Genomic DNA, 26,070 nt, shown 5'->3' on the forward strand with positions numbered 1-26,070 from the left:
ATAAATTCCTACCAACATATTCCAGCAAAAAAACAGGCGGCACCTAAATCAAAAGAATTTATGGAAACCGAAAAATTTGCGACTGAGTTATTTGAATCGACGACCGTAACTACAAAATAGTATTTTCCAAGAAAATTCCCCGTCGGTGGTCCGCTCAAAACTCCGTCAAGAGACATTACTGCACCAGGAGGAATTTCTCCATTCATATACCAAGTATATGGAGGGAATCCTCCTTGTGCTGAAAACGGAATCGCGTATGAATCGAAAATCCATCTAACTAAACATTCTGGTTGGCAAGTAGAAGAGCTGATACTTGCCGATTGGCCGTTTGCCAAAATAGAATAGTTCAAATTTATTTGCAGGTCCTTCCCATCTAAGTCTTTACCTTTTACTACCAAAGTTTTGTGAACGCCTTTCGGAACATTCTGTTCTAACTGAAAAATAAGCTGATCGTTATAAATGTCTTTCCTCTTTAATTCGAAATTATTTCCTATAAAATTTCCTATTGATCCGGAAAGGATCACAGAATTCCCATCCACGGATTTTGAAGTTTGAAGGGTCACAGTTGTATTTGGATAAATTGTAGAACCATTAGAAGGAGAGATTGATAAAACATTTGCGGGTAATGGTTCCTCGCCGGTCGAAAGAAATCCGGAGTAAAATGTTTGAATTGGCGTTCCCCCAACTCCATAGCATCGATCAGCGGGAGCGCATCCGGTCTGTCCACCGAATAATCCAGCGTCTTTCCCGCATTGCTTTCCATTTACATCCGATTGCCAATATAAACCATCCGCACAGTAGCCTACAGTATAACCGGCATCACAACTTACGCATTTTCCAGCGGCGGGATTTGGAGGAATCTTACTCGCATCCGGAAGATAATCGCAATAGTGGGGCTTTGCTCCTGATTTAGAAGTATCCCAATATGTGCATATTCCAATTGCTACAAATAGGACTTCCTTTTGCCCGCAACGCATATACGAAACAAAGGAACTCGCAACTAAAATAAAAAGCAGGATTAACTTAGATGACATTTTCATTGAGCAGCATTCCTATACGAATCTAAAACCGCTTTAACCGCCGGTTGATCAAAAATACTTTTGTTAAGATTGTAGTTCGTTTGTTTTAAAGAATCGATGATTGCTTGCTTTAAGCTATCTTGATTGATTGGAAGTGACCATTGAAAATCAGAGTTCTTGTTTACTTCAACATCCCTGAGAACTGAAATTTCATTCTTTGTCAAAACATAGAGGTCTTCATTTTCATAGGAAATTCTTATCTTAACCGGTTCTATAATCTTCCGAAAAGGACGAAATTGCAGGGAATCCTCGAATACATTTACGATCTTTAAATTTTGATCTAAAGTATAAATGGCATCTTCTACGTTACTAAGAGCATAAACAATTCCGTCTTTATTTATTGCAACACTACTGATGTAAGGGGCGCTATATCCTTTTCCTGAAGAGGACGTATATATAAACGAATCACTTTTTTTCTCAAGTTTGAAAGACAGATTCTCATTTTCTTTATACACTGAAATTCGCTTACCAACATTTTCAGAGACTATGAGAGTTTTTAGATTTGAAGAATATGAAACATCTATGATTCCTATCGGGGTAGGGGATAGAGAAAGATCGTTAACCGAATTGTCAATTATAGAAAATATTTTTAGCGAACCAGAAGGAGCCCTAAAGAGTATCTTACCTTCATCAATTTTAAAGTTAAATAACTTCGAAGCTTGAATCGTTGAATCGTTGCAGGAAGGAGTTTTGATAACCGAACCGACCGCTGTATATTGAAAACAAGAATTTATAAATCCGGTTTTAGAAAGCAGAAGAATTCTTCCAGAAGGGTGAACAAGTATTGATGAATAGTTAACAAGCGACGGATCTTGGTAGTAAGAAATCTTACCTGAATTCTTGGAAAAAATAATATTCCCTTTCGTAGGATCCAGAATAAATAAATTTACGTCGCTGGGCGCCGATGTCGGGTCTTTGATAATCGAATCGAACGAGACGATTGAAAAATCTTGTATTTTACGAAGTTCCGGAAAGTTAGGATCGTTGTTATACAAAAATCCAATGTTTTCAACTACTTCAGGGTTTATCTGGAATCGCGTCTCCGGCGAGGAAATTATTTGAAAATCCGCGCCGCTCCCAGTGCCACTTATTCCATTTGCAAAATTTGGATTTATTCCAATTGCCGAAAGCCAAAGTAAATTACTTGGATTAGAAACTTTGCTACAACTTACAAGAATAAGGAACCCCAAAGCAACGCCAACTGATCCTATTCTTCTCTTTTCCAAAAATCCTATTTTTGACATATTTATCCATTTTTTTCACAGAATTGTTTATGTCAAGTTGCCCTTGAATGATTTTCGAAGCTTTTGATTCAAAAGTTTTACCTTTTGTTCCTTTTAAAAGTTGAATTTGTGAATATCCCTATCGAGTATTTGCCAATGGAAAGATTCAAGACATGAAAAATCCGTACAGAGACATAGTTCACGACGAATTTATCTTAGGATTCATGCAGGAAGGGATTGATTCAGACGATAGCTCAGAGCAAATAGAAAATGTTTTATCCGCGATTTATCACTTTTTGACTAACGGTCTTTTATCTCGATACAAGACAGCTCGCACCCACGATCTACAAATCTCACTTTCAGATTTCTGTGATGCAATAGGTGAAATTCAAGAAACATTGTTCCGGCAAATTCAAAAAGATACGTTTATGGAGTAAATTTTCCTGATGAGACATGATTGGCATTATCGGAAGTGACCTGTTGCTCAATCGATTACTAACTTTCCATCTTGATCAGTAAAATATATTCTACCACTTGCATATTTGAGGATCCTGGATGGCACTTTCATGTTACTAAGGGTTATATGTAGCTCAGGCACGAGCCTATAAAATTGAGTAGCGGTATTCAATATTTTAAATTCGTTCAACCTTGCCTCAATCTGCTCTTTATTCAAATCGCAAACATTGGAGATTGTAAGAGGTATTTCAAAATTTATTGAATCAAGGACTAAGGATATAACAATCGTTTGTCTTTGGTTTTGTTTTCCAAACTCCAAAATTGCGTTTGTAATTTCAGTATATTCAAATTCATTCATATTGCAAGTAGCTCATGTTCTCCAATAAGAATCAAACGAAATTTAAAACAAATTTTCCTGAGATAATTCCGAAAAAATGAACTCTTTTGAAACTTCTCTCACGTTTGAGTTTTCATTTCTCGACGTTATTAGTTTCGAGATCGTGTAAGCATCCATCTTTTCTTCCGGGAAAATTTTAAATAGCGCTCGGATGTCTTTTTCTTCTTTTAGCTCCGGATCGATCCAAGCCTCCTCCCCTTCTTTCGGAAGAATCAGCGGCATTCTTTTTTTCGAATTGTGAATCCGAGCCATAAGCGGATTGGCGTCTGTAGTCAGAATGGAAAAGGAGTTCACGATTTCACCCGAAACCGGATTTTTCCAAGAATCCCAAATGCCTGCGAGAGAAAAGATTTCCTGGTCTTTCAGAAAAATGAAATAGGGATACTTCTTCCCTTTGAAGTCCTGCCATTCAAAAAAACCAGTGGAAGGGACGAGACACCGTCTTGACCGGATTACACCTCGAAATGACGGTTTTTCAAAAACAGTTTCGGAACGGGCGTTCGGAGTATATTCCTGAATTTCCTTTGCGGACACTTCCGTTTTTGTCCAGGAAGGAATCAATCCCCAGACGAAATTTTGAATTAACTTCGGGTTGTCGCCTGTGATCACCGGACGCGGTCGATGTCGAAATGCGTTCTCGTGGAATATAGGCTGAAAATTCTCCGGTTCTACCAGTTCGGCGCTGAATCTTTTTTTCAAACTCATCGCATCCGCTGACATTGAGTTATGAAAGCACATTGATGATCTCCTTCCAGTTGGTCGTAAAGTTTGGGGAATGGTGCTCCTGCCTAAGTTTCCAGGAATTATTTTGGGCTGTGACTGCGAGACGGATCCGTTCCTTCCCGAATTTCCCATTCATCGCGTCCATGACTTCCATAATTCTTGCATCCCGAGGTCGATCGACGCAATCAAAAAGTCCAGGTTGAATTCCGGTTCCGGAAACAATTCCGTCCAAAACGATTCCCGCTTTTTTGTATTGGACTCCGGGTTTGTAAATTTGCCGAAGGCCGGCGAGTGCGTACCGAACGATTTCGAAAGTGGAATCTGAAGCAACCGGAAGTCTTACAACTGTGTTCCGGGCATACTGAACCAAGTCCTCCCGGTGGGGGTTAGTATGGATGAAGACGAGAATCATATTCGCAAATCCCTTTTGTTTCCGGAGTTTGTAGGCGGCTCGGCTCGCAAAAGTTGCAACGGCCGCAGCCATTGAATCGAAATCTTCCTGCATTTCTCCGAAGGACCGGGCTATCGAAATCGATTTTTTTTCCTTGTCCGGAGTAGCGAGACCGGAACAGGGAATTCCCCGGAGTTCATATACCATCCGCGCACCGACGACCGTTAAGTGTTCCCGAACCCAGTTGATTTGCATCCGGGAAAAATCGTATGCGGTCTCGATCCCTACCCTTTCGAGTTTCTTCCGGTAGCTCGGGCCAACTCCCCAAACGTCACCGATGGAAACCATCCGGAGTGCCTCTTCCCGTTCTCTTTCGTTTTTGATTATAAAGATTCCGTTATATTCCTTTCTCTTCTTCGCAATATGGTTCGCGAGTTTCGCAAGAGTTCGGGTCGGTCCTATACCGACGCTCACGGGAATTCCGGTGTTTCTCGGAATCGTTTCCTTAATTCGTCTCGCGAATCCCGGAAGATTCTCCTTTGGCGTACCGGACAAACCGAGGAATGCCTCATCGATGGAATAGATTTCCATTTCCGGAGAGAACTCGGAAAGGAGGTTCATTACTCTTCGAGAAATATCTCCGTACAACGTGTAGTTGGAAGAAAACATTTCGATTCTGTTTTCGGTAAAATATTCCTTTCGGAGAAAAACCGCTTCTCCCATTTTTACGCCGAGGTCCTTCGCTTCCTGACTGCGAGACACGACACACCCGTCGTTGTTCGAAAGAACGACTACCGGTCTTTCCCGGAGCTCCGGCCTAAAAATTCGCTCACAAGAAACGTAGAAGGAATTACAATCAACCAGCGCGAACATTTTCTGCCTTATGGAGAATCCAAGTTACTGTTCCCCAAATCTGAAAATCATTTTCCTTCGTCACCCGAATCGATTTGAACGCCGGGTTCGCCGGAACCAACCAGCCTACCCCACTCTCGACTTTGAGAGTTTTTAATAGGAACTCTCCGTCCACCGAACACACGACGAAATTTCCATTCCGAGGTCGGATCGATTTGTCGATAACCAGGATATCTCCGTCTGAAATACTCGCTTCGATCATCGAGTTACCGCGGACTCTTCCAAAAAAAGTTGAGTTCGGATTTCTTACGACCGCTTCAGTCAAATCGAGAACGTTTTCTAAATACTCCTCTGCCGGCGATGGGAAGCCTGCGGAAATCCCCTCAAGGAACGGATATTCGTTTCCGAGTTCGGAATCGGATTTAAGAATTTCGATCGCTTCTTTTGACACAACTACACATTAGTTTACCTGTCCAAGAAAGTCAATTTTTCAAACAAACGGACCTCGATTTTCTTCACGTTTTGGAGACATAGAGTTATGCCGCGATCCTCCTTCGTCGTAGCGCGCCGGTTTCACCTTCGCGAATCCTCTGAAGTTCAAGCATGGCTTTTCGAATATCCTCCTCCGTCATGAGATTACTTTCTTTTTTTTCTATGAATGGAGGTGAAGATTTATTCTCAGTTTTGATAACGTCTTCCTTCATGCCTCTTGCATCTTTTTTCTCGGAAAATTTTACGATGAACTTTTTAGGATGATCTTCAAAGAAATATTTTTCTACAACCTTCTCAATAGATTCAGGTATCTGAGTTAATACGTTTAAATTTGTTCCATCAAAGTTAATCTTAACTTCAGTTAGAATATTCAAAGTGGACTTGCTCAATTTTTCTTTCGACCAACCTAAAAACTTTTTCCATTCATTTGAGTTCTCGTCGAACGGTGCACCTTGGTAAGTAAGTTTTTTAATTCTTTCTTTAGTAAGAAGGGTACAAGACGACGAACGATTATCCGGGGCGTGAGATCGTGATTGTCCGGGGGAGCCTTGCTGTTCTACCCTACCCTGCCCCGGATCGTTACCCTGGGCATTGGGCTTTCTTCGGAATTGAGTTTCTTGAATCACAGCATCGTGAAGAGTTGATCGTAAAATTCTATAATGTCCATGGAAAGCACCGGCCTCGACGAAACCAAGTTGACGAAGTCGTCGAACATACTTAGCGACAGTCTCTTCTGCAAATCCGCATTCCTCGCCTAACGATTTGTTGGTAGCAAAGCATCCACCTTTTCCAAGACGTCTTCCTCCAATATCGAGGTGTGTTATTTTAGAAAGAAGGTCTCGCAACCCTCTTGAAAGTTTTAATTTTTTGATCACTCCGGGTATATGATCGGCGTGACCGTAGTCGAATTCTTCCACGTTCGTTTCCTATCTTACGGTGCGGACATACTTTGGGCGCGCACGGTAAAAGAGTTTACCCTACTCTGGAATCGAGAAGCATTGATCGAGCTTGGAGCCGGATTGAATGGTTCCCTTTTCTGTTTCGTTTGGCCGTATTGTCAGAGTGGCCGTTGTTTAGCTATGTCGACTAAACGGGTACAGACTAGCAGGATTTTTAAAAAAACAGTCAAGCATAATAATACTATGTCTCATAAAAAATTATGTCTCTTGGATTGAGTTTTCTGGAAGGGGAGGAGAAAACCTGCGTGGACTCTGACCTCCGCCGCAGGTATCGAAACAGAAAAGGTGAAGGCGGGAGCCTTTCCTTTCTCTCGGTACTCTAAAACAGGTGTACGAAAATTGGTACACATTTTTTATTCTGATGAAGAAAAATTTCAAAAAATTCAAATTTCCCACGCGTGGGAAATTTAGATCATTGCAACTCTTTAAGATGGGATTCGAGGTTAGATATCTTTATCGTGAGTTGACTTTCTATCCTTGTCTTCTCTGAAATTAAGAATTCTATCAGGATTTGTTTTTCTTTCTTGTTCAGCGTGTCTCCGGCGCGGAATCTTTTGAAATATTCTTTCCCTTGCAGGATGGTCCTATCTATAGTTACGTTTTTAACAACTTTCTCAGAGTTCTCTTCATTTAAAGATTCATCGATAACTCTGAGCGCGGCTCTCATTGACTCCGGCTTTTTGGCCTCGATAATCATTTTATGCTCAGCCATGAACATGTATCGTTGTGCTGAAGAAGTTGAACAATGAATATTATTTTTAGTCCATTCAATAAATTGCCCATGCGGAAGCACTTTCCGTTTTTGGATAAGAAGTTCGCCTGCAGTGATGAATTTCATGACACTATTTTTTAAATCGTTAACGGCTCCTTCCAAAAGTAGATTTATTTTTTCTGCTAAATCGTCCTTTGATACAAGCGAATTCGATATTTCCGGGTTTTCTTCCGAATCACGACCCGGAGATTTTTGCTGAACGGCCTTAAGGCGCTTTTCATTTAATTTCATTTAAAACCTCCTTTGCCAATTCTACGAAATTATTAAAGGCTTCACTTTTTGGGGAAAGCGGGGTCTTTAAATTCTTAGCATTTTTGATTCCGGGATTCGAGTATATTACTGTTTCCAAAGTCTTTAAACTAGAGTTAGTTGCTGCAATCAATTCCATTTGGAAATCTTGTTTAGCTTTCGTGATGTTATTTCTAAGAATGCGAATTGGAACCTTGAAGCTGAGAGACTTAGCCCATTCGAAAATTTTGTCAATCCCTTCAAGATTCTGTGTGTCATCTTCGAGTGGGGCAATGGCGAGGTCCGCATATTCAAGAGCAAATCTCATAGTGTTGTTCATGATTGGATTTACATCCAGAATGACGAAATCGTAAGGCAAAGATCTTAACTCTTGTCCGATCCGAATCCCTAAAGAAGGATCTCGAAAAAGTAAATAATCGAAATCTTGCACTCTGCCGATTGTAGGAATTACATCAAAGCCATGAGGATTGTCTTTCCAGATCACTTCCGAAATCGAATGAGCTCCAACGAGCGCCGTATTTAAGTTTCGCTTTCCAATGTTTGAAAAATCCGGGTGGCCCGTAACGGTAATATCTGTGAGGTTATTATTGTTTTCGAAGTCAGCGGCTAAGCATGTCTTTCCAAGAAAGACGAGAGCTTGTGCCAGGCCCGTTGCATTACAAGTCTTTCCGACGCCGCCTTTATTCGCGATAAAACAGACAATTTTGGGCATGAATAGAAGAGAAAATTCTAACTCATTTTATTAAAGCGGAATTTGAGACCTAAAGGTAAAACATGGAAAAAAGTTTATTTGTTTATTTAGGCAGTTCGTTCGAGTTCGAATATTGCAATAAATACCTTTTCAGATATAATAAAGATGCTTCGAAAATGGATATTGTCGTAATTTGATAGCCACGACAACAATTTATATAGTTGCAAAATTTGCCAACTAACGAATAGATTCATTTTAAACCCATTTGGAAACGTAAATTCGACAATTCTGAATCCAGGAAGGAGTAGGATTGGTCGAATATAATAGAAGGCCCCGAAAAGGCTGGAGAAAAGAATGGAAACATTAATCCAGGACTATCTAAGAATCGTTTTGTCCGCTAAACATAAAGCAACCGGGCAAATTATACATTTCCCTTTGATTCACATTGCAGTTGAAAAATTTAACTTAAGTGATTCTAAGGTTTCGTTTATTGCAACCTGTATGGAATACGGACAAGCCTATGAGAGTGAAAATCCGGAGAATGCGGTGGCAGGTTTAATTAATTTAATGCATGATTACTTTATAACCGTCCTACGCAGCGAGGGTAAAGATAATATATTTGACACACTCGAGCAATCTTTGAACGAAGAGCTCTGGGGAAAAATTAGGAGATTTATGGCTGAAAAATACAAAGCTAATCTCCATTTTGTGGAACGATCATTTAAGACTTCTTCCAGAGAAGAGTTAAAAAAATTAGCAAACGATTTAATTGATCCAAGTAAAGAGATGGATGAACTTGTACCTAAGGCACATCACGATAAAGTAACGAAACAAAAGGATACGACGATCAAAAAGCAAAGTGAGCTGATTCAACAAATTCTTGAACTTGTAGAAGCTAAGAATAAAAAAATTGAGGCTCAAATTAGAGAGATTAGTAAGTTAAAATCTGGTTTAGAAGGAAGTCAGGAAGAATGGTTAGAGGAGCAGCCAGAAATTCGTAGCGCGATTCCAGTTATGGCTTAGTAAAATTGAAATATTATTCTCTCGAAAAAGTACTAAGAATCATTGCTGAAAGCGGATACTCAATAGAATGGGAAGCGCCTTACGAGATAGAAAAATTTCCAGAAGATTTATATAAACTTTCCACATTGGAATCAACTGTTGCGAAATACTGGATTCGTGATCCTGGTAAAAAGGACTTAAAACTTACTCAAGTTTCGAAAGGCTTAATTACCGAGCTCTACCTAACTCGAACGTTACTTATATCTGTAAAACTAACTTCAGAAAAATTCGAAGAAGCGATAGTTGAACCAGATACTAATTTTTAAGAAAATTATTTTGACTTCCATATAAATTTCCGAAATCCTCATCTTGCGGCAAGACCGCATACAACCAGGGCGGGGGACCGGTCACAAGGACCCGCCCGCAATCGTCTCCGGAATAAACCCTCTCTAAATATCCAAAAACCGTAATATTCTAATTGAACCTTTGCGGGAGTGTTAAAAATGAATCCGAAACTCAGAGGATTCACCCAGATTTAAAAATGATAATTACGTCAACATTGCGCGATAGGATATTGCATGTCTCACAGGAGTCAGGTCTCTCCTGGGAAGAAATCTCACATAAGACTGGTATTTCAATCGAAACAATAGACGCATTGATAGCGAATGAAATTGTAGAGATTTCGGAATCAAACCTTGTTATTTTTTCCGTGAAGTTGAAAGTGGAGTATCTTTGGCTCTCAAAAGGTGAAGGACCAAAAGAAGAATTACCATTGGTCGAGAAAATTTCTCGTATGGAAAAAGAGACTTCTTTACTAAGACGGGTTCTCAGGACTCCCGGAGTAGAAAGCCACTTAGAGCTTTACTTTAGTCTTTCTGACAATGAGAGAGAGGAAGTTAATTTTCTCATCCGTAAACTTTCGGAAAAAAATTTGTAAAAGAGATCTCGTCTAAAATATTCTAATTGATCGAATTTAGAAATATATGTGACATAATTATATTATGTCGAACATCGTAACGTTAAAACCGGAAAAGAAAAAAGAAAAATTTAAAGTGAAGATGATTTCGGGATCGGACTTTCCCGAAGAATTGAACAGGGTTAAATCCTTTGTTTCAAGAATCTACAAAGAAGCCGGATATTCAGATTCAGATTGGAAGAATATAAATTACGACCCTTGGTCGACTTGGTTTTACGTGGATGATTTCGGTGAAATTATCGCGGCAATGCGGATCATCGAGAAGAAGCCTAATAATTTTATTCCCTTGGAAGTAGCGGTCATTCTTCAGGGAGAAGGGGATACGACCTCTCCAAGACGTTACGCTGTCATTGAGGAAAACGTTGCAGACTGGAACGCAGTCGCATTTCAACTTAGCCAATTCGGCTGGCGCACAGTCAAAATTCTCTTTCGGACTGTAGCGAAATATTGCGCCGAAAAAGGCTACGAAAAGGTTTATGGGATGTACAATCCCAGCCTAAAAGGAATAGAGAAACTTTATCTGAAAGAGGGTTCAGTTCTTTCCCAAAAGTATCCCGGACCTGTTTTTTTTCCGGGGTTTAATTTGTTAAACGAACAATCTACATTTCAGGTCATCGAGCTGGGAAAAGAAACTTTACAAAAAATTGCGTCAAAATTGTAGTAATCTCTGTACTTTTACATGGAATCTACAAATATATATAACGTTGCAATCGGTTGTTTCTTGATGGGTTTAGGAACGTATGTAAGGAGGATCACTCCGACAAAGGATATTCAAAAGAAATTCTTTTGGCTTTGCTTTTTCCTTTCTACCTGGATGTTTTTCCACGGATTTAGAGTTTTGCTCTCAGAAGAGTATCGAGAGCTTGCATTAAACTGGACGTTGCTTCCGATTCTTTGTGTTCCTTTTTGCCTTTTTGGAATAGTAACCTCACTTTTTACTCCGGAGATAAATAAAAAAAATCTTTGGAACAAGACAATCAATTTCGGCATACTTATCTATCTCCTCGGTTCTGCGTTCTTTTGCAATGCCGTCGAAATTAAAGATCCAGAAAAATTCTCTTACAATCCGACAACCAATTATCATTTAATAATCGCTTACTGCGGGTTCTTTATCTCTTATTCATGCTACATTATGATAAGTTCAATTTTCAAGAGAAGAGGGGACTTGAGAGTTCGCGCATTCCTCCTTTCGGTGGGGACGGTTTTCGCGTTGGTATTTTCAATTGTGTGCGTTTATGTATTTCCGATGATCGGACTTTTTTACGCTTCAAAATCTGTCTTTGGATTTATTCCATTCTCTTTGTTTTGGGCAGTTGCAATATTGCATTACGATACTTTTGAAATAAGAGAGAGAAATCTCGAAGGGCAAATAACGCCTATTTTAACTAGGGTTTCTTCCAGACTTATGTTAACGCTGTATAACATTCTTGATCCTTCTGAATACAATTTGAAGTTATCGGAAAGTAAACTTTCTGTAACAGCAGGCATTCTTTTTGAAAATTATTATCTTAAAGAATCTTACAATATGAATTATAAAAATAGAAAACAGGTGATTACAGAAAAATTTAAACACCGGTTGAAGTAGGTTTTAATTTTTTCTTTTTGCTCTTAAAATTTTTGACTAAGCTATAGATTATTTCTCTCTCCTCGGCTGAAAGTTCTAAAATTTCTTTGAACATTTCTTTCGCTCCTTCGGTTCGTTTAATTTTTCGGAGGAAGTCTTCTTCCTCTTCCATTTTTTCAAACCAAATCTGTTTTTCCGCTTCAGTAAGATTTCCTGAATCTGCATCCGGCAAGCCTTCACCTGATATGAACCAATGAAGATTCACACCTAATTCTTTCGCGACCGATCGAGTCTTTTCTGTTGAAAATTCTTTAATACGTTCTTTTAAAAAATCGTTAAACGCAGATGGAGTAATGCCAGCTTTTTTGGCAAAGTCCGACTGCGATAAACCAGATTCTTTAAAAAGTTTTAAAAGTTGCTGTCGCAAAAAAAGTCCTAATAATACTGAATTCAGTAATTTTATGCTTGAAATAATACTGGAATCAGTATTATGCTATTTCTGACGCCGACACCGACGACATAGTAAAAGGAAAGATTGATGAAAGGTAATAAATTGCAACAAGGAAAATGGCCGAAGGGTGTTATGTCTCCTGAAGAAATCGATGAAAGGCTGAAAGCGTTAGGTTTGGGATATATGGATTTAAAACTTCGTATCGCTGGAGTTTCTTACGATACAGTGCGGCATACAATCAAAGGTCGATCTAACAACGATCAGGTGCTCCAGTATTTAAAGGACCTTGGTATCAATCACGGTCGTACGCCCAGCAATTATAAAAGAGCATCATAATTAAGAAAAATCAAATGGAAAAGATTGAAATTCAAAAACTTGTTCGGATGTTCGTCGAAGGACACACGTTACGAGAAATCGCTAAACAAACCAATCAATCTGAATCGAAATTATTAAAGAAATATTCTGAGCATGGTTACAAGGTTTCGGATTTAAAAAAACTTAGAATTTCAACGAGGATGAACTTTTTGTTGGAAAAAATCGGTAAAGAACCTTTAAGCCGATCGGAATACAAATTCTTGAATCGGAAAGGCTATAATATATATAAAAAACGTTCGGACGAAAGTTCTTATTATTCCGAGCAAGTCCTTGTTCTCCTTACAAAAGAAGAGCGCGAGTTTGTAGAAGAACAAGGAGCAAAAACAAAGGAAGGAATGTCTTCGTATGTTAGAAATCTTATTAAGTCTGAGATGAGAAATACAAAAATGACAGCATAAACAAAAGAAAAGTCCGTGGGTTCTTGAAGAAAGCAAAATAAGACACGGGCGGATACGATGGAAGAAGAAGCGCCAGAATTCTGGCAATATATTGGAAGAGGTGATTTACAGATTTCAAAAAGTTATTCTGAAGCGAAAAAGCAATGCGATCGATTGAGGTTTTTTATCGAAATCGCAAGGCCGCTTAATAAAGAAGCCCCGTTCCCGCTGGAACGGAAACGAGGCTGGAGAAAAGGCCATGACGCCCTTTGAGGATCATGTGCCTGAGTTTTAAGAAAAAGTAAAGGAGAAAACCATGAACCTAAATAGTAGTTCAGGCACTGAAAAAAAAGATTATCAAGTAACGGGATCAATTTCAGACCAAATGAATATTCCATTTTCTGAGGCTTTTAAACTGGCCGTCGCGGGTGATTGCTACGTTAAGATATTCTCGATTGTAGACGTTTATGAGAATCTCATAGATCACATTGAAACCCCGAAAGAATGCTTTCAAATTATTTCTGAATTTGGATACGGAATGAACGGACTTCAAGAATATCTTGAAAAAAAAGGAGTGGTATTATGAATTCCGATCTTCAAATGAAACCGCTCCTAAATCTGATGCAAAATCACAATTCTTTGGATTTTCCGGAATATACCGAATCAGACTCGACTCCTGAAATTAGAAGATCCTTAAGAAAACTGTATCGGAATGCGATGAAACCAATACGGTCAATCGGCGTTCTCCGAAATCTTTGGAATCGTTTCCGCGAGCTCCTAGATGAAAATCGAAAATTAAAAAAAGAAGTCTCAGACTTGAAAGCAACGCTTTCAGATATCAAGTCTTCTTACAAACTTAGGGTGGAGGCGTGATATGGGAGTTTCAGATAATATTTCAGATCTCGTTTTATCAAACGGTGCCATAAACCCTATGGCATATAAAAACAATCACAAAGATAAGCTTGCCGCTTTGAGAACTTTATTTCCGCCGGAAGATTACAATGTTGTATTGTTTTCGGAATTATTAATGAGCCATTTGCCAGCGGGCGTTTCTCTCGTTCCGCAAATCATTGAAGTTTCCGAAAATGACATTTATGACGAAGTAACAGGTATGGAAATCGGTATAGCAAAAGATCACGCGATGTTAAAAGTCGAAAAAATTATTTCATTAGGTCAAGCTACTGGAATAAAACTGGAAAGAGTCGGAAGGGACGAAATAGAAATTAACGGAGTTAAACACTTAGAAATTACTTATGTTGCTTCGATGATTCTTCCCAATGGAGTTAAGATAAATACTCCACCAATCCCGAAAGCATCGCCTATGATGACCAAACATGGAAAGCAGCAAGCTCATCTTAACGAGAACGTTGATAAGAAAGCACAGCGAAACGCTATAAAGTATCTGCTTAACCTTCCGACACAAATGCTAAAGTCCCAAGCATTGAAAATGTGGGTTTGTTTGAAACCGGTCTTTGCAGAAGGAACTCCGGGAGATAAGACCGTAACCGGATCTGCGATCGCCGCGGCAGATGCGCTTTACGGAGAAAATTCGAAATCAATTAATCTCGGTCCTTCCCAAGAATCAATTCTTGAGAAATTAGAAAATTGCAAAACGCAAGAAGACGTCCATGCCCTTTCCTCCACATTTTCACAAAAAGACTTTGATCTGGTTACCTTCGAAGGTCTCCGAACAGTTTTAGGAAGGAAATGGAAAGAACTCGGAGTGAAAAAGCAATGATCGTAGGACATACAGCAGACATTCATCTCCGGGGTGGGGAAGGGAGTGAAGAAGCAGTAGCGCTTATGAAGGCCGCCGGAATCTTTATCGAAAAAGGATGCAAAATCGTCTGTATCAATGGGGATATCTTTGAGGATGTTTCGGATCCAGACCAAAGACTCGTATTCAGAAATTTTCTCGATATGCTTCACGGAGAAGGGATCTCGACGTTCACTCTTCGTGGGAATCACGACAAACCAAAGGATTTGCGGTCCTTCAAGGACAAACTAAATCCACTTTGTTATGAATTTGACAAACCAGGTCATATCATTCTTCCGAATTCGCTCGAAAAAATTCAGGTCTTCGCTCTTCCACATTTCGGAGCCGGGGCGCTCGCTCTTCAAAATCAATCGATTGATGATTTCCATTCCAAGGGTAACAACCTAATTGTAGACTTATTGGAAGATTGGTTTCAGAAAATTCGAAACTATTCCGGACCTTCTCTGGTATTATTCCACGGAACGGTTTCAGGCGCGGTCCTTGACAATAAGAGAATTCCTCGAAACAACGGAATTTTTTTACCACAAACCATCTTGGATTCTTTCGGTTGTCCGGTGGTCGGAGGCCACTATCATTTTTGCCAAAAGATTGGCCAATGGATTTGGTATTCCGGATCGACAACCAGGCAAACCTGGGGTGAAGCGGACGATGACAAAGGAATTCTTCTTTGGGAAATCGAAGATGGATCATGGCGTAAAGAACCAGACTTTATTTCGCTAAACCCGGAACCAATGCGTACTGTGAATCTCGACTGGGATGGTGAAAATCTCATCGATAAAGAATCGGGGAAAGTCCTGGAGCCTACAGAGTTTAAAGGAAAGGTTCGCATACGTCTTGATGTTCCGGAAGCACTTTCACACTCCGTTCCGAAAACTCTTGAGAAATTTTTCCCAAAAGCAACAGATCTTAAACCGGAAAGGTCAACGATTTCAAAGGTCGCAGTGCGGTCGGAAGAAATCGGATCTGTCGAGTCTATTGAAGACGGAATTATCGTATATTTCCGGGCAAAAAATAAACCAGAAAGTGAGATCCATGGGTTATTGGAAGAATATCGTATTGGGTATTTTGAAATGACTGAAGGGTTGAAAATTGGGGAGGGCGCTATATGATCATCGAAGCACTCAAAACAAAAGGGATGATTGCATTCCCGGAAGAGATAAATTTTAGAATTCCGAATCTTAAGAAAATCGCAATTATAGGAAAGACTGGCGCGGGCAAATCTTCGTTGATGGATACTCTCTTTATTTCCTGGTTTGGAAAAACTCCGCTCCGCGAATCGGCTTCAGGTAGAGAGGAAGGTGCAATTTACGATTGTTTTACATCACGTGATTCGTTTGTTGAATCAATCGTATCCATGAATGGACACACGATCCACGCCAAGCGGTTAATTGATCCAGTTTCGAGAAAGCAAATTCCGTATCTCTATATCGACGGGAAAGCCGTTTCAGAAGGGAAAATAAAAGAGTTTAACGAGAAACTATTTGAGGCTACAAAAATTACTGAGAGAGTTTTTCTTTCTGCGATTTATCATGCTCAAACCGGTAAAGGTAGGCTCACAGGTTTAGATCAGAAAGATGTTCGAGAACTGTTCGATGACCTTTTAAACTTCTGCGAGTATGATAAACAATTTTCATTTTTCGAAACTAAACGGACGAAAGTTTCGAAAGAATTAGAAGGAATCAATTCCGCAATTCAGATGATTTCTACTTCCGATTCTTCCTCAAATCTTCGTAATGATTTGGATTCCAAAAAAGAATCTTTAGAGAAAAAAATTCAAGAAATTTCAAACGCCACTCATGTTTCAAATGAGAAAAGACAAATGGTGGCCAATTTGAAAGCAAATTTCAAAGACATTTCTGATTTAAAAGAGAAGCTGCAAACAATTCAGTCAGAAATCGCAACGGATGTCGCTTCGATCGAAGGATTCCAAAAAAAGATTGAAGCAAATAAAACTCAAATACTCGCCCGTTCCGGTGAAATAAGAGAAGCGGAATTAAATCAAAAAAATTGGGAAGAAGAAGAGAAGATTTTAATTTCAAAAAAGGAAAGATCGAAAGAGAAACTTTCAGAAATAGAATCGATAATAACTGAAAAAGAAAGTAACCTAAGATCAAAGAAAAGACATCTTGAAGAAGAAATCACTCACAAAGAAAAAGAAAACAAAGTTTTGTCGGAAAGAAAAATAAAACTTCAAGTCGAGTGTGCAGGAATCGAATCAAAAATAAACGAAACGAAGTCAAAGTCATCTTTACTTGAAGAAGTTCCTTGTCGTGGAAAAGTCATCGAAGGGGAAAATCTTCCAGATTCCTGTCTGCTACTTAAAGATGCTCGAGCGTCACAAGCGGAGCTTCCTCCCCTTATCCTCAAATTTGAAGAAATCGATAAGTTAATCACTGAAATTTACATTGATGAGAACTATATTTCAGTTCGGAAATTGGAAATAAAACAAATCGATGACGATCTTCAGAATTTAAAATTAACCCCAGAGTATTTGAGTTTAAAAGAATCTTATTCAGGATATGAAAAAGAGTTGGAGGGCCTACAGAAAAAAATAAAAGACCCCACTCATTCAGATCTTGTAAAATTGGTTCCTTATTTGGAAACGGCGGAAGAAAAAATCGAGGATTATAAGAAGAGCATCCTGAAACTCGAAGAATCGATTTCTAAAAAGGAAAAAATTCAATCTGAAACCGAGATCCTAATAAATGCGAAATCAAACGAGGAAGCTGCTATCACAAATGCGGAAAAAGAATTTCAAGATTCCGAAGAGCAAATCGAACCTTTGCAAAAATCTAAATCTGATTTAGAAAAGGAAATTGGTTCAATTTCTGCGAAACTTGAAATTGCACTTCGGAACGAGGAAAGGATTGCGGATCTCAATAAGGAAAAATTATTAAAAGAGACCCAGCTTGGAAAATTGCGATCCATATGTGAAGCCCTTGGGCCAAAAGGAGCCCGCGCTTTGATGGTTGATGCCGCTGGTCCTGAAATTTCTTCAACTATCAATTCGATTCTTTCGGAATCATTTCCAGGAGTATTTCAAATAAAAATAAATACTGTCAGAGAAAGTTCAACTGGAAATTCTAAAGAAGATTTTTCGGTTACTGTTCTGGATAACCGAACTGGTATCGAATCTTTAATCAAAAACAAATCTGGCGGAGAAGGGAATATTCTCAACGAAGCAATTTCATTAGGTGTTGCCGTTTATAAGCGAAACAAATTTGGAGCGGATATTCAAACATTGCTTCGGGACGAATCGGACGGAGGATTAGATTCCGAAACAGTTTTTCTTTATCAGAAAATGTTAGATCGAGCGATTGAAGATGGGCGCTTTAATCAAGTTATATTCATTACGCATAAGAAAGCAATTCAAGAGTTGGCGGATCAAATTTTTGAAGTTAAAAATGGAAAGATATATGATCTCTCATTTGCGACTGAGGAAATTGAGTCAACGGAAGAGCTAATCGAGGTGGGACTATGAAGTCGTTTAAAGGACAGGTTTCATTTCTCAACTCAAGCGGGAGGGACAACGTTCGTCTCCGGAGAGCCTACGAGAGAATGGTAAAGGATTTCGGAAAAGAGATTATCCATAGCTTGAGATGTTGCAATGTCTGCGAAGCGACGAAAGAGCTTTGGATGTTTCCGGTAAAATGGAAACAGAAGTTTTTCTTACACATTTGCCGAGATTGTGAATCGAAACGAATCAAACTCTCGATTAAAAAGCACGGTATTAAGCACACAAGAGGAAGGAAATCGAAATGAGAATCGAATGCTTTTTAGGGAAAGCCCTATGAATGAAATATTTGGTATTCTTTTCATAATCGCCATTGGGATTTTTTACTTTGCCCAATGGGTACATTGTTCTGATTCAGAAATGATTCCATTGCAGTGGTTCGAAGATTTTAAGACCAACATCAAAAATCAAATTCAAAAAAGTAGAGAACAAGCTGCGCTAAAGGCAGCAAATTCTTTTTTGCAGGATTCTAAAAGTAGGCCGGCAGATTCTTTTTTGTATAATTCAATGAGACATATTAACAAAAATCAGGGACAAAAATGAACGAGGAACTAGTTAAGGAATTGCTAATGAATAACGGATTTATTGAGTCTGTGATTCCGAACAAGTTTCATTATAAAGATGGAACAGTGGCTCATATTCGTGATCAAGTCAGTTTCGAAAAGAATAAAGAGAGAATCTTTTGCACGAAAAGCTTGGGACAAATTCGTATCTTCTTAAATGGTTTGAAGGCTGGCGCTCGAAATCCGCCCATGATGTTTTCTTGTTTTGATCATTTTTATAGAAGGAATGGAGTATAAAGTTTTCTGCGAGAGTTCCGCTGGGGAAAGGGTTTGATGATTTTGACCTTGCATAATTTCAAAGGTGAGATTGTGGCTCTCGCAGAATATTTTATAAAGGAGTTTAGATGGAAGTTATAGGGGAGTTATTGGAATCGGATGTGGACGATAAAGGAAAGATTGAAGCGCATATAACGCTCGATATTCTCCGAGGGTTTTCAACTCGAAAAGGAGTTCTTTTCCCAGGAATGGAAGTTATAAAGCTATTTATCACAAATTTAATAGAAACTTTATCCTTCGTGAACAAACAGTTAGAATACGAAATGCTTGAGTCTGACGTTTCCGAGCACTTGAGAAAAAAGTGAGATACGGAAAACCATTTTCGGAAATTTTATTTTAACGTACTAGAGAAAAACTCGAATGGAAAACCAGACACAAATACTTAGAGAAAAGCATCCTTTCAATCTGTATCCGGAAATGCAATCTGATGAGTATGCGCTGCTTATCGAAGATATGGATAAAAATGGTTATGATGAATCAAAGCCCGTCATTCTTTACGAATCCAAAATTTTAGATGGATGGCATCGATACAAAGCCTCAAAAGAGACCAATAAACAAGCAACGTATGAAACTTTCAAAGGTACTGACTTCGAGGCACTAAATTATACAATGCGTTCTAACTTAAGGAGAAACTTAAACGCTTCTCAAAAAGCCGCGATTGCTACCGAATATTTGCCTTTGCTTGAAAAGGCTGGAAAACAAAGAAGTATTCAGAATTTAAAAAACCAGGATTCTTCCGAAAAATCGAAAGATGACTCTGTTGTTCAAGGAAGATCAGCGCAAATTGCCGCGGACTTAATGGGAACAAACTCTAAATATGTAAATGAAGCTGCAAAGTTGAAAAGTAGCGACCCGAAAGAATTTGAAAAAGTAAAAGCTGGAACAAAATCACTTTCACGTGTAAAATTAGAAAAAGAAGGAAAGAAGTTACCAAAAGTTCCTTCCGGTGTAAAAAATAATGCTAAGAAAGCATTAGAAAGTTCAAGGAGTAATTCTTCAAATGGATCCACTTCTTCTTGGAAAGGTCCGCTCTCAGAAACCATTGCAAAACACTTGGACATTACAAATGATTTTTGTGGGAGCTTGGAATCATATATGTTTAGACCCGGAACGGATTTTCTTAAGGTTTGGGCCGAGTATAAGGAAGCGATCCGGAAATTACGTACTTGGTGCGTAGATAAAGCAAGTCATTGCTCAAAATGTAAAGGGACGAGTATCATTTACGTCGATTTGCATGGTGAGCCAATGCCGGAATCATTAGGAGGAAGTCCTACCTCTTGCCCATTCTGTATGGACGGTTTGGCGGGTGAAGTTTGAAAAGTGATTCGCAATATGAAAGGATGCAACGTTGGGAAAATAAGAAAAAAGAGTCTGCAAAAAGATACCAGGATTCTCGTCGAACTAAGGGCCCGACTAAGGCTGCAAAACGTATGAAAGAGGGGATGGATAGAAGAAGAAAGATGGACCAAAGGTGCCTCGTAACAGGTTCAAATAATTTCGTAGTTTGTCATCTTCTTGGAAGAAGAACGAGATACACAAAATACGTACCTTGGGATCCTTTAAATTTGTTTTGTCTCAATGCTTCCCTCCATACTGGTAAAGGGGGTTACGACGAAAATACGAGCGTCGACGCGCGACTTGAATGGTTGAGGGATCATAACCTACACGAACAAGCAGAAAGGCTAATTTATTTAACAACTCCGGATGATATTTTGGCTAATTGCCAGGATGGCGAAAAGGCAGAATGAAAAAGAAGAAAAATTTTGAATTCGCACCTTTGTTCGCGCTTTTGAATCTTCCTTATTCAGAGGCTATCGTTTGGATAGTGCTCTGGACTTTTCAAGGCAATAATGCGAATAGCTGGCCAACGTTAAATACAATCTCTAGGCGTGTAGGTGGAAGATTAAAACCAAGGAGAATTTCTCAGCTCACGAATAAACTTGTAAAGAGAGGTTGGTTGATAAAACAACAAAGAGGGAATAGAAGATCGAATATTTATGTCGTTACCATTCCTTCAGATTTACTTTTTGTTCCCGATTTCACTTCGCTTCCATTTATAAATTCTGAAAACAAGCTTTCTGCTATTCCTTCGAATAAGGAGCCAACGTGGCAAGGATTCTTAAATTGGGCTAATGAAAGATTGACCCCTTCAAGTAAGAAAATATTGAAAGAAATTGAAATCCAAATAGATAATAACTCGATACGAGTTCTGAATCCGTTACCTGAGTCCGTTAGTTTGATTGTTAGGAAATACTTCTCGGAAGAATGTCATAGAAAAATAAAAGTTGAGTTTATGGCGGCACCAGAAGACAGGCAATTGTTTGGCGCTGTATCCTAATATGAAAATAAAAGAGTCAATTTAAGAAATAGGAAAAGGTCGAAAGAATGAAGGACAAAGAAAATGCAAACGATCCAACTTCACCTGAGGATCGTGCATCATATCTACTATATAGTGGATACAGTGTGAAGCAAGTTTGCAAAATTACAGGAATAAGTTTCGATACGGCGTTAAAGTTGGATCGTAAGATAAATTATACCTCAAAACAAAAGGAAACAAATACCTATGAGTAACAAAATTCTGAATTCACAACAAGTTCTATCTCAAATGAAATCTGGAGAAGAAACGCAAATTGTTTCGAAATTAGGAAAGGCTTACAAAGTGAAATGTATGAAAGAGGATGTTCTTTCCGATGGTAAGACGATTATAAAAGTTTTCAAAGCGACGTCTTTTGCTCAATAAAATCCAGATGGATCAAAGCAAAGAATCACTAATGGTTGTCCGGGATAGTATTCTGATACTTGTGATTGTTTTAGTTTTTCTTGCTACGATCGAATTGTTTTCTCGATCTCTAAGTAGGGCTCCTATTGAAAAACCAAAGCCGTTTTATGTTGGTAAAGAAAGTATTTATGAAAAAGACTTTAAGAAGTCAGTTACAGAATGTTTCTTAAAGACTTTTAAGGAAAAGAGTGGTGAATAATTTTAAAGAAGGGTTTGATAACGGACTTATATTTTTCGTTGGAATAGGATTAGTCTTTCAAGGATTATTTGGAAAAGCCTACATTATCGACTTGATGAATACGATTTGGTTCCCGGAACATTTTTCAATACCGATAGGGATCGGACTCCTATTCATAGTATTGATTCATTCTAAATATTATGGGAAAGACTGACGAAAATGGATCGGTTACCATTAGTTCTTATAAGAATAAAAAGTCTTTGTGAAGATGAATTGGAGGTTTATCACTCGGAACTTTTGGTTAAAATAGTACAAATGATCGATGAAGAAGATGATCGAATCAAGAAAAGAAATGAATCAATGGCGTTAAAAAAATTAGAGCAAATGGCTCAAGGCAAACTGATTTAAGGAGAAGGTAAAAAGTTATGGAAGACTTTTATAATAGAATCGCTCAAAGAAAGTATAATTTACCGAAGGAATGGGCATGGTTTTCAAATGAGGCAGTCGAAGGTGGTTTCATTATAATCGGCGGGATAATTTCCGAAGATAATAAAGGAAAAAGAACATGGGCCAAGCCACATAAGAAAATATTAATATCCATTGCGGAAATAAAAGAAGAAAAAGATTTATATGAATTTGAGGAAGGTAATTGTTCAAACTGTTTCGGAAAGGGAGAAGTTTTCAAAAGCTGGAGCGTCGATGAAGGAGTTAAAAATGTTGAGTGTAGAAAATGCGAAGGAACTGGAAGGCCTTAAATTGGAAATCGTATTTCATGATGATTCAAATAACTCATTTCAAAAGCTGAATCCCGATTTTGGTTATGACGCACCAACGAAAATCAAGAAAGTTAAAGAATGCAAATTCCCGGCGTTTGCTGATCATCGTTATCATAGAATTGGAAAATTCAAAAAAGAATATTTAACCGACGGAGCTCCCGGCTGGATCGTCGATTTTCGCTGTGTAAATTGTGGGCTCAAGGCTAAACAAGCATTCTATCTAGACTCATTTCAAAATAAGGAAAAGTGAATGAAACAGAATACACTAAAAATTTCGAAGAGTCTCGAACTCCCAAAGGACGCTGTAACGCAAACACTTGCGATTCTTGCGAAACGTGGAGCTGGAAAAACGCATACCGCAACCGTCCTTGCTGAAGAATTTATTCAAAATAAAATCCCGTTCGTTGTTTTAGATCCGACCGGTGCATGGTGGGGACTTCGTTCAGGGAAAGATGGAAAGGCAAACGGGGGTTACTCGGTCTACATTATCGGCGGAGCCCACGGAATTCCTTTAGAATCTACCGCTGGTAAAGTGATTGCGGAACAGGTGGCATTGCATCCTTCTTTTTACGTGATCGACCTCTCTCATTTTGGTTCAAATGCGGAACAGAACCGATTTGCTACGGAATTCGCGGAAGCTCTTTATAGGATTAAGGCAAAGAACAAAAGTCCACTTCACCTCTTCTTGGATGAAGCTGATTCCTTCGCGCCTCAACAGCCGATGCCAGGAGAACAAAGAATGCTTGGCGCTTTTCAGGCTATTGTCCGGAGAGGAAGAATCCATGGCATAGGGATCACGCTCATAAGTCAGCGAGCGGCGGTCATAAACAAAAGCGTACTAACCCAAACCGAATGTCTGATTGTCCTACAGACAACTTCTCCGCAGGATCAGAAAGCGATAGAAAGTTGGGTGAAGAATAACGGATCGGAAGACGAAAAAAATAATGTCCTCTCAAGTCTTGCTTCGTTGCCGAAAGGAGAAGCGTGGATATGGAGTCCGTCCTGGTTGGGAACTCTAAAGCGGATCAAAATCCGCGATAGGTTGACTTATAATTCTTCAGCGACTCCAAAATTCGAGGAAGGTAAGAGATACGTTGGTCCGACTTTAAAGCCGATCGATATGGAAGCGTTAAGCGCTCAAATCAAATCAACTATCCAGCAGGCAGAAGAAAATAACCCTTCGATACTTCGAGCTCGAATCAAAGAGCTCGAAAAAGAACTCACAACGAGAAATCCTTCTCTACCATCGGTGAAAATGGGAGAGATAGAGAAATTGAAGGATCGTATTCTGGATTTGGAAAGAGAATTACGAGCCCATAGTATCCGGAAAGGTGCAGATTCTGTAAAGATTGGAAAAGCAATTTCTATCTTACAAAATCTACATACGATAAACGCATCCGAAATCGTAACTCACACTATTCCAGAAAATTATTCCAAAGGACTCGAAATAGAACACCGTCCTCCTTCATCTCCGACAACAATAAACGAATCAGAAATCACCCTAGCCAAAGGAGAAAGAAACCTTCTGGCTGCACTCGTTCAGTGGTATCCGAACGGAATGACTGAAGGACAAATGCGCACTCATGCGGGATTACGGAAATCTGGAACGTTCTCCACTTACAAATCGACTCTCCGGAAAAAAGGATTGCTCGAAGACAAGGCTGGATTGCTTTACGCGACCGAATCCGCGCTCAGATTTTTAGGCGAGTCAATTCATAGTCCAAAAAATACCTCGGAAGTTCTCAGCATTTGGATGCCCAAATTAAGCGAAGGCGTTCGTAGGATGCTGCAATGTTTGGTCGACCGGCGGGGTGAGTCAATTACCGACGAAGAGCTTCAGACATTTGCAGAACTCAAGAAATCCGGAACATATAGCACTTACAAAGCGCAGTTGAGAACAGCACAGCTCATTACTGTTATTCAAGGTCGAGTCGCAGCTAATATCGAGACCCTCTTAATGGAGCGCAAATAAAATGAAAGAAGAAGGCGTGCTCCATCTGAAAGTTAAAAAAGTTCGGTTCGATAACATTCGATCTGGGATTAAAAAAGATGAGTATCGAACACTGACGAAATATTGGAAGTCCCGCCTTCTGAATAAAGCGTATAGGATAATAGAATTTCAAAACGGCTATAAAAAAGATTCACCAAAGTTTCGGATCGAATGTCTCGGTATATCAATCGGGCAACCACGGAGAGAATGGTGTTATGGGATCATAACTGAAGGAAACACTTTTATATTACATTTAGGAAGAGTATTGGGATGAAAAACTCTAAAATCGAATGGACTGATCATACTTGGAATCCTGTAACCGGATGCACGAAAGTTTCCGCCGGCTGCAAGAACTGTTACGCAGAAACTTTGAGTAAACGAAAGTTTGGAGAGTGGGCGATCCGAGATTTTTCCAAAGTAGAATTCAAAAATAAAAAACTGAAGGACCCATTTAGTATTAGAAAGCCATCAAAGATTTTTGTGAATTCGATGAGCGATCTTTTTCATAAGGATGTTCCTGACTCCTTCATCGACAAAGTGTTCGCTGTCATAGCGTTGAACCCTCAACATACATTCCAAATTCTCACAAAACGGTCCGAAAGAATGCTAGAGTATATGAATAGAGAATTTCGCGCGTCCGAAATTGGAGAGGCGGCACACACTTTTGTGGAGATGAACTTTCAATATAAGAATGTCAAGATGCCAGCGGAGTCGATGAAAGACAGTTGGAAAGGTTCTGTAGATTGGCCACTCCCCAACGTTTGGCTTGGAGTTTCCATCGAAGATCAAAAGACTGCGAATGAAAGAATTCCTGACCTTATCAGAATTCCAGCAGCTATACGGTTTCTTAGTTGTGAACCGCTTCTCGGAAAAGTCGATTTGGATTTAAATCCTAAATACATCCATTGGGTGATCGCTGGCGGTGAGTCTGGTCCGAATGCCAGACCTGTTCATCCGGAATGGATCACGAATCTGCGGGATCAGTGCTTAGAAGCTGATGTTTCGTTCTTCTTTAAACAATGGGGCGAGTGGGCACCAAATTGCCTATGTAAGAACGAAAAACCTTGTCGGGAAATGGATCGTCCCTCCGGAAGACCCGGCGTCATGTTTCGATGCGGGAAAAAAGAAAGTGGTGCCTTACTTGATGGAGTCGAGTGGAAACAATTTCCGGAGGCTAGAGAAGGTTAA

The 26,070-nt window shown here is 39.3% G+C and carries 34 protein-coding genes and 1 pseudogene; 25 read left to right on the forward strand and 10 right to left on the reverse strand.

Features of this window, described 5'->3' with window-relative positions; genetic code table 11:
- Window positions 1-8: 8 nt before the first annotated feature.
- Entirely contained in the window at window positions 9-1,034 is a 1,026-nt protein-coding gene (locus JWG44_RS05440) for a hypothetical protein (protein WP_232371496.1), read from the reverse strand.
- Window positions 1,035-1,036: 2 nt separating this feature from the next.
- Window positions 1,037-2,323: an LIC_11904 family protein gene (locus tag JWG44_RS05445; protein WP_205273961.1), complete on the reverse strand. Its 1,287-nt coding sequence runs from the start codon at window positions 2,321-2,323 to the stop codon at window positions 1,037-1,039.
- Window positions 2,324-2,475: 152 nt separating this feature from the next.
- On the opposite strand from JWG44_RS05445, the gene JWG44_RS05450 reads away from it, so the two are divergent.
- Window positions 2,476-2,739, forward strand: a complete 264-nt coding sequence (locus JWG44_RS05450; RefSeq protein ID WP_205273962.1) for a hypothetical protein — start codon at window positions 2,476-2,478, stop codon at window positions 2,737-2,739.
- A 47-nt stretch (window positions 2,740-2,786) separates the two neighbouring features.
- Here JWG44_RS05450 and JWG44_RS05455 read toward each other — a convergent pair whose 3' ends face one another.
- The 7 genes from JWG44_RS05455 to JWG44_RS05485 all read right to left on the reverse strand — a co-directional run bounded on the left by JWG44_RS05455 (window position 2,787) and on the right by JWG44_RS05485 (window position 8,305).
- Complete coding sequence (locus JWG44_RS05455; protein ID WP_205273963.1) at window positions 2,787-3,116, reverse strand: hypothetical protein; 330 nt, start codon at window positions 3,114-3,116, stop codon at window positions 2,787-2,789.
- 42 nt (window positions 3,117-3,158) lie between these two features.
- Window positions 3,159-3,893, reverse strand: coding sequence for an SOS response-associated peptidase (locus JWG44_RS05460; RefSeq protein WP_205273964.1), 735 nt, complete (start codon window positions 3,891-3,893; stop codon window positions 3,159-3,161).
- Window positions 3,880-5,142, reverse strand: coding sequence for a Y-family DNA polymerase (locus tag JWG44_RS05465; RefSeq protein ID WP_205273965.1), 1,263 nt, complete (start codon window positions 5,140-5,142; stop codon window positions 3,880-3,882). Before JWG44_RS05465 ends, JWG44_RS05460 begins: the two co-directional genes overlap by 14 nt.
- On the reverse strand, window positions 5,126-5,572 hold the full coding sequence (locus tag JWG44_RS05470; RefSeq protein ID WP_332460771.1) for a LexA family protein: 447 nt from the start codon (window positions 5,570-5,572) through the stop codon (window positions 5,126-5,128). The genes JWG44_RS05465 and JWG44_RS05470 overlap by 17 nt, the downstream gene beginning before the upstream one ends.
- Window positions 5,573-5,657: 85 nt before the next feature.
- Window positions 5,658-6,530, reverse strand: a complete 873-nt coding sequence (locus tag JWG44_RS05475; RefSeq protein ID WP_205273966.1) for a helix-turn-helix domain-containing protein — start codon at window positions 6,528-6,530, stop codon at window positions 5,658-5,660.
- A gap of 454 nt (window positions 6,531-6,984) precedes the next feature.
- Complete coding sequence (locus JWG44_RS05480) at window positions 6,985-7,575, reverse strand: DUF3102 domain-containing protein (protein WP_205273967.1); 591 nt, start codon at window positions 7,573-7,575, stop codon at window positions 6,985-6,987.
- Window positions 7,562-8,305 carry a ParA family protein gene (locus JWG44_RS05485; protein WP_205273968.1) on the reverse strand — a complete coding sequence of 248 codons (744 nt, stop codon included), beginning with the start codon at window positions 8,303-8,305 and terminating at the stop codon, window positions 7,562-7,564. Before JWG44_RS05485 ends, JWG44_RS05480 begins: the two co-directional genes overlap by 14 nt.
- A gap of 333 nt (window positions 8,306-8,638) precedes the next feature.
- On the opposite strand from JWG44_RS05485, the gene JWG44_RS05490 reads away from it, so the two are divergent.
- The 5 genes from JWG44_RS05490 (at window position 8,639) to JWG44_RS05510 (ending at window position 11,847) form a co-directional block, all read left to right on the forward strand.
- Window positions 8,639-9,307 carry a hypothetical protein gene (locus JWG44_RS05490; RefSeq protein ID WP_205273969.1) on the forward strand — a complete coding sequence of 223 codons (669 nt, stop codon included), beginning with the start codon at window positions 8,639-8,641 and terminating at the stop codon, window positions 9,305-9,307.
- A gap of 5 nt (window positions 9,308-9,312) precedes the next feature.
- Window positions 9,313-9,612, forward strand: coding sequence for a hypothetical protein (locus JWG44_RS05495; RefSeq protein ID WP_205273970.1), 300 nt, complete (start codon window positions 9,313-9,315; stop codon window positions 9,610-9,612).
- Between the two features lie 215 nt (window positions 9,613-9,827).
- Window positions 9,828-10,223: a hypothetical protein gene (locus tag JWG44_RS05500; protein WP_205273971.1), complete on the forward strand. Its 396-nt coding sequence runs from the start codon at window positions 9,828-9,830 to the stop codon at window positions 10,221-10,223.
- A gap of 64 nt (window positions 10,224-10,287) precedes the next feature.
- Complete coding sequence (locus JWG44_RS05505; RefSeq protein ID WP_408611888.1) at window positions 10,288-10,923, forward strand: LBL_2463 family protein; 636 nt, start codon at window positions 10,288-10,290, stop codon at window positions 10,921-10,923.
- A gap of 18 nt (window positions 10,924-10,941) precedes the next feature.
- The gene (locus JWG44_RS05510; protein WP_205273972.1) at window positions 10,942-11,847 is read left to right on the forward strand and encodes an LIC10906 family membrane protein; all 906 of its coding nucleotides are present in this window, start codon (window positions 10,942-10,944) and stop codon (window positions 11,845-11,847) included.
- Here the strand turns inward: JWG44_RS05510 and JWG44_RS05515 are convergent.
- A complete protein-coding gene (locus JWG44_RS05515) occupies window positions 11,828-12,253 on the reverse strand; it encodes a helix-turn-helix domain-containing protein (protein ID WP_205273973.1) in 426 nt (141 codons plus the stop codon). The two genes, JWG44_RS05510 and JWG44_RS05515, sit on opposite strands and share 20 nt — an antisense overlap.
- 111 nt (window positions 12,254-12,364) lie before the next feature.
- On the opposite strand from JWG44_RS05515, the gene JWG44_RS05520 reads away from it, so the two are divergent.
- From JWG44_RS05520 to JWG44_RS05605, 19 genes and pseudogenes are all read left to right on the forward strand, one after another.
- Window positions 12,365-12,613 carry a hypothetical protein gene (locus JWG44_RS05520; protein ID WP_205273974.1) on the forward strand — a complete coding sequence of 83 codons (249 nt, stop codon included), beginning with the start codon at window positions 12,365-12,367 and terminating at the stop codon, window positions 12,611-12,613.
- A 14-nt stretch (window positions 12,614-12,627) separates the two neighbouring features.
- The gene (locus JWG44_RS05525) at window positions 12,628-13,050 is read left to right on the forward strand and encodes a hypothetical protein (protein WP_205273975.1); all 423 of its coding nucleotides are present in this window, start codon (window positions 12,628-12,630) and stop codon (window positions 13,048-13,050) included.
- Between the two features lie 57 nt (window positions 13,051-13,107).
- Complete coding sequence (locus JWG44_RS05530) at window positions 13,108-13,302, forward strand: hypothetical protein (protein WP_205273976.1); 195 nt, start codon at window positions 13,108-13,110, stop codon at window positions 13,300-13,302.
- A 43-nt stretch (window positions 13,303-13,345) separates the two neighbouring features.
- The gene (locus JWG44_RS05535) at window positions 13,346-13,615 is read left to right on the forward strand and encodes a hypothetical protein (protein WP_205273977.1); all 270 of its coding nucleotides are present in this window, start codon (window positions 13,346-13,348) and stop codon (window positions 13,613-13,615) included.
- A complete protein-coding gene (locus JWG44_RS05540; protein ID WP_205273978.1) occupies window positions 13,612-13,902 on the forward strand; it encodes a hypothetical protein in 291 nt (96 codons plus the stop codon). Before JWG44_RS05535 ends, JWG44_RS05540 begins: the two co-directional genes overlap by 4 nt.
- A gap of 1 nt (window position 13,903) precedes the next feature.
- Window positions 13,904-14,767 (forward strand): hypothetical protein, encoded by an 864-nt coding sequence (locus JWG44_RS05545; protein ID WP_205273979.1) that lies wholly within the window; start codon window positions 13,904-13,906, stop codon window positions 14,765-14,767.
- A complete protein-coding gene (locus tag JWG44_RS05550; protein WP_205274029.1) occupies window positions 14,764-15,915 on the forward strand; it encodes a metallophosphoesterase family protein in 1,152 nt (383 codons plus the stop codon). The genes JWG44_RS05545 and JWG44_RS05550 overlap by 4 nt, the downstream gene beginning before the upstream one ends.
- Window positions 15,912-18,287 (forward strand): AAA family ATPase, encoded by a 2,376-nt coding sequence (locus JWG44_RS05555; protein ID WP_205273980.1) that lies wholly within the window; start codon window positions 15,912-15,914, stop codon window positions 18,285-18,287. The genes JWG44_RS05550 and JWG44_RS05555 overlap by 4 nt, the downstream gene beginning before the upstream one ends.
- A 309-nt stretch (window positions 18,288-18,596) precedes the next feature.
- On the forward strand, window positions 18,597-18,863 hold the full coding sequence (locus JWG44_RS05560) for a hypothetical protein (protein ID WP_205273981.1): 267 nt from the start codon (window positions 18,597-18,599) through the stop codon (window positions 18,861-18,863).
- A 656-nt stretch (window positions 18,864-19,519) separates the two neighbouring features.
- On the forward strand, window positions 19,520-20,476 hold the full coding sequence (locus JWG44_RS05565; protein ID WP_205273982.1) for a ParB N-terminal domain-containing protein: 957 nt from the start codon (window positions 19,520-19,522) through the stop codon (window positions 20,474-20,476).
- 427 nt (window positions 20,477-20,903) lie between these two features.
- Complete coding sequence (locus tag JWG44_RS05570; RefSeq protein ID WP_205273983.1) at window positions 20,904-21,497, forward strand: helix-turn-helix domain-containing protein; 594 nt, start codon at window positions 20,904-20,906, stop codon at window positions 21,495-21,497.
- A gap of 225 nt (window positions 21,498-21,722) precedes the next feature.
- Window positions 21,723-21,899, forward strand: coding sequence for a hypothetical protein (locus tag JWG44_RS05575; protein ID WP_205273984.1), 177 nt, complete (start codon window positions 21,723-21,725; stop codon window positions 21,897-21,899).
- 7 nt (window positions 21,900-21,906) lie between these two features.
- Window positions 21,907-22,137, forward strand: coding sequence for a hypothetical protein (locus JWG44_RS05580; RefSeq protein ID WP_205273985.1), 231 nt, complete (start codon window positions 21,907-21,909; stop codon window positions 22,135-22,137).
- A 198-nt stretch (window positions 22,138-22,335) separates the two neighbouring features.
- The gene (locus tag JWG44_RS05585) at window positions 22,336-22,524 is read left to right on the forward strand and encodes a hypothetical protein (protein WP_205273986.1); all 189 of its coding nucleotides are present in this window, start codon (window positions 22,336-22,338) and stop codon (window positions 22,522-22,524) included.
- A 17-nt stretch (window positions 22,525-22,541) separates the two neighbouring features.
- On the forward strand, window positions 22,542-22,871 hold the full coding sequence (locus JWG44_RS05590; protein ID WP_205273987.1) for a hypothetical protein: 330 nt from the start codon (window positions 22,542-22,544) through the stop codon (window positions 22,869-22,871).
- A 1-nt stretch (window position 22,872) separates the two neighbouring features.
- Window positions 22,873-23,142: a hypothetical protein gene (locus tag JWG44_RS05595; RefSeq protein WP_205273988.1), complete on the forward strand. Its 270-nt coding sequence runs from the start codon at window positions 22,873-22,875 to the stop codon at window positions 23,140-23,142.
- A pseudogene (locus JWG44_RS22620) lies at window positions 23,143-23,319 on the forward strand (helicase HerA domain-containing protein); the annotation flags it as partial.
- A 105-nt stretch (window positions 23,320-23,424) separates the two neighbouring features.
- Window positions 23,425-24,864, forward strand: a complete 1,440-nt coding sequence (locus JWG44_RS05600) for an ATP-binding protein (RefSeq protein ID WP_232371497.1) — start codon at window positions 23,425-23,427, stop codon at window positions 24,862-24,864.
- 288 nt (window positions 24,865-25,152) lie between these two features.
- Complete coding sequence (locus tag JWG44_RS05605) at window positions 25,153-26,070, forward strand: DUF5131 family protein (protein ID WP_205273990.1); 918 nt, start codon at window positions 25,153-25,155, stop codon at window positions 26,068-26,070.

The sequence above is a fragment of the Leptospira ainazelensis genome (assembly GCF_016918785.1).
Lineage (GTDB): Bacteria > Spirochaetota > Leptospiria > Leptospirales > Leptospiraceae > Leptospira > Leptospira ainazelensis.

Excerpts from the sequence above, each read along its gene's own strand:
- JWG44_RS05440 (WP_232371496.1), bottom strand. The coding sequence starts at position 1,034 with ATGTCATCTAAGTTAATCCTGCTTTTTATTTTAGTTGCGAGTTCCTTT.
- JWG44_RS05490 (WP_205273969.1), top strand. The coding sequence starts at position 8,639 with ATGGAAACATTAATCCAGGACTATCTAAGAATCGTTTTGTCCGCTAAA.
- JWG44_RS05505 (WP_408611888.1), top strand. The coding sequence starts at position 10,288 with ATGTCGAACATCGTAACGTTAAAACCGGAAAAGAAAAAAGAAAAATTT.
- JWG44_RS05540 (WP_205273978.1), top strand. The coding sequence starts at position 13,612 with ATGAATTCCGATCTTCAAATGAAACCGCTCCTAAATCTGATGCAAAAT.
- JWG44_RS05500 (WP_205273971.1), top strand. The coding sequence starts at position 9,828 with ATGATAATTACGTCAACATTGCGCGATAGGATATTGCATGTCTCACAG.
- JWG44_RS05535 (WP_205273977.1), top strand. The coding sequence starts at position 13,346 with ATGAACCTAAATAGTAGTTCAGGCACTGAAAAAAAAGATTATCAAGTA.
- JWG44_RS05460 (WP_205273964.1), bottom strand. The coding sequence starts at position 3,893 with ATGTGCTTTCATAACTCAATGTCAGCGGATGCGATGAGTTTGAAAAAA.
- JWG44_RS05450 (WP_205273962.1), top strand. The coding sequence starts at position 2,476 with ATGAAAAATCCGTACAGAGACATAGTTCACGACGAATTTATCTTAGGA.
- JWG44_RS05455 (WP_205273963.1), bottom strand. The coding sequence starts at position 3,116 with ATGAATGAATTTGAATATACTGAAATTACAAACGCAATTTTGGAGTTT.
- JWG44_RS05520 (WP_205273974.1), top strand. The coding sequence starts at position 12,365 with ATGAAAGGTAATAAATTGCAACAAGGAAAATGGCCGAAGGGTGTTATG.
- JWG44_RS05445 (WP_205273961.1), bottom strand. The coding sequence starts at position 2,323 with ATGTCAAAAATAGGATTTTTGGAAAAGAGAAGAATAGGATCAGTTGGC.
- JWG44_RS05585 (WP_205273986.1), top strand. The coding sequence starts at position 22,336 with ATGGATCGGTTACCATTAGTTCTTATAAGAATAAAAAGTCTTTGTGAA.
- JWG44_RS05575 (WP_205273984.1), top strand. The coding sequence starts at position 21,723 with ATGAGTAACAAAATTCTGAATTCACAACAAGTTCTATCTCAAATGAAA.
- JWG44_RS05580 (WP_205273985.1), top strand. The coding sequence starts at position 21,907 with ATGGATCAAAGCAAAGAATCACTAATGGTTGTCCGGGATAGTATTCTG.
- JWG44_RS05480 (WP_205273967.1), bottom strand. The coding sequence starts at position 7,575 with ATGAAATTAAATGAAAAGCGCCTTAAGGCCGTTCAGCAAAAATCTCCG.
- JWG44_RS05550 (WP_205274029.1), top strand. The coding sequence starts at position 14,764 with ATGATCGTAGGACATACAGCAGACATTCATCTCCGGGGTGGGGAAGGG.
- JWG44_RS05530 (WP_205273976.1), top strand. The coding sequence starts at position 13,108 with ATGGAAGAAGAAGCGCCAGAATTCTGGCAATATATTGGAAGAGGTGAT.
- JWG44_RS05485 (WP_205273968.1), bottom strand. The coding sequence starts at position 8,305 with ATGCCCAAAATTGTCTGTTTTATCGCGAATAAAGGCGGCGTCGGAAAG.
- JWG44_RS05525 (WP_205273975.1), top strand. The coding sequence starts at position 12,628 with ATGGAAAAGATTGAAATTCAAAAACTTGTTCGGATGTTCGTCGAAGGA.
- JWG44_RS05570 (WP_205273983.1), top strand. The coding sequence starts at position 20,904 with ATGAAAAAGAAGAAAAATTTTGAATTCGCACCTTTGTTCGCGCTTTTG.
- JWG44_RS05555 (WP_205273980.1), top strand. The coding sequence starts at position 15,912 with ATGATCATCGAAGCACTCAAAACAAAAGGGATGATTGCATTCCCGGAA.
- JWG44_RS05545 (WP_205273979.1), top strand. The coding sequence starts at position 13,904 with ATGGGAGTTTCAGATAATATTTCAGATCTCGTTTTATCAAACGGTGCC.
- JWG44_RS05510 (WP_205273972.1), top strand. The coding sequence starts at position 10,942 with ATGGAATCTACAAATATATATAACGTTGCAATCGGTTGTTTCTTGATG.
- JWG44_RS05565 (WP_205273982.1), top strand. The coding sequence starts at position 19,520 with ATGGAAAACCAGACACAAATACTTAGAGAAAAGCATCCTTTCAATCTG.
- JWG44_RS05560 (WP_205273981.1), top strand. The coding sequence starts at position 18,597 with ATGAATGAAATATTTGGTATTCTTTTCATAATCGCCATTGGGATTTTT.
- JWG44_RS05590 (WP_205273987.1), top strand. The coding sequence starts at position 22,542 with ATGGAAGACTTTTATAATAGAATCGCTCAAAGAAAGTATAATTTACCG.
- JWG44_RS05465 (WP_205273965.1), bottom strand. The coding sequence starts at position 5,142 with ATGTTCGCGCTGGTTGATTGTAATTCCTTCTACGTTTCTTGTGAGCGA.
- JWG44_RS05605 (WP_205273990.1), top strand. The coding sequence starts at position 25,153 with ATGAAAAACTCTAAAATCGAATGGACTGATCATACTTGGAATCCTGTA.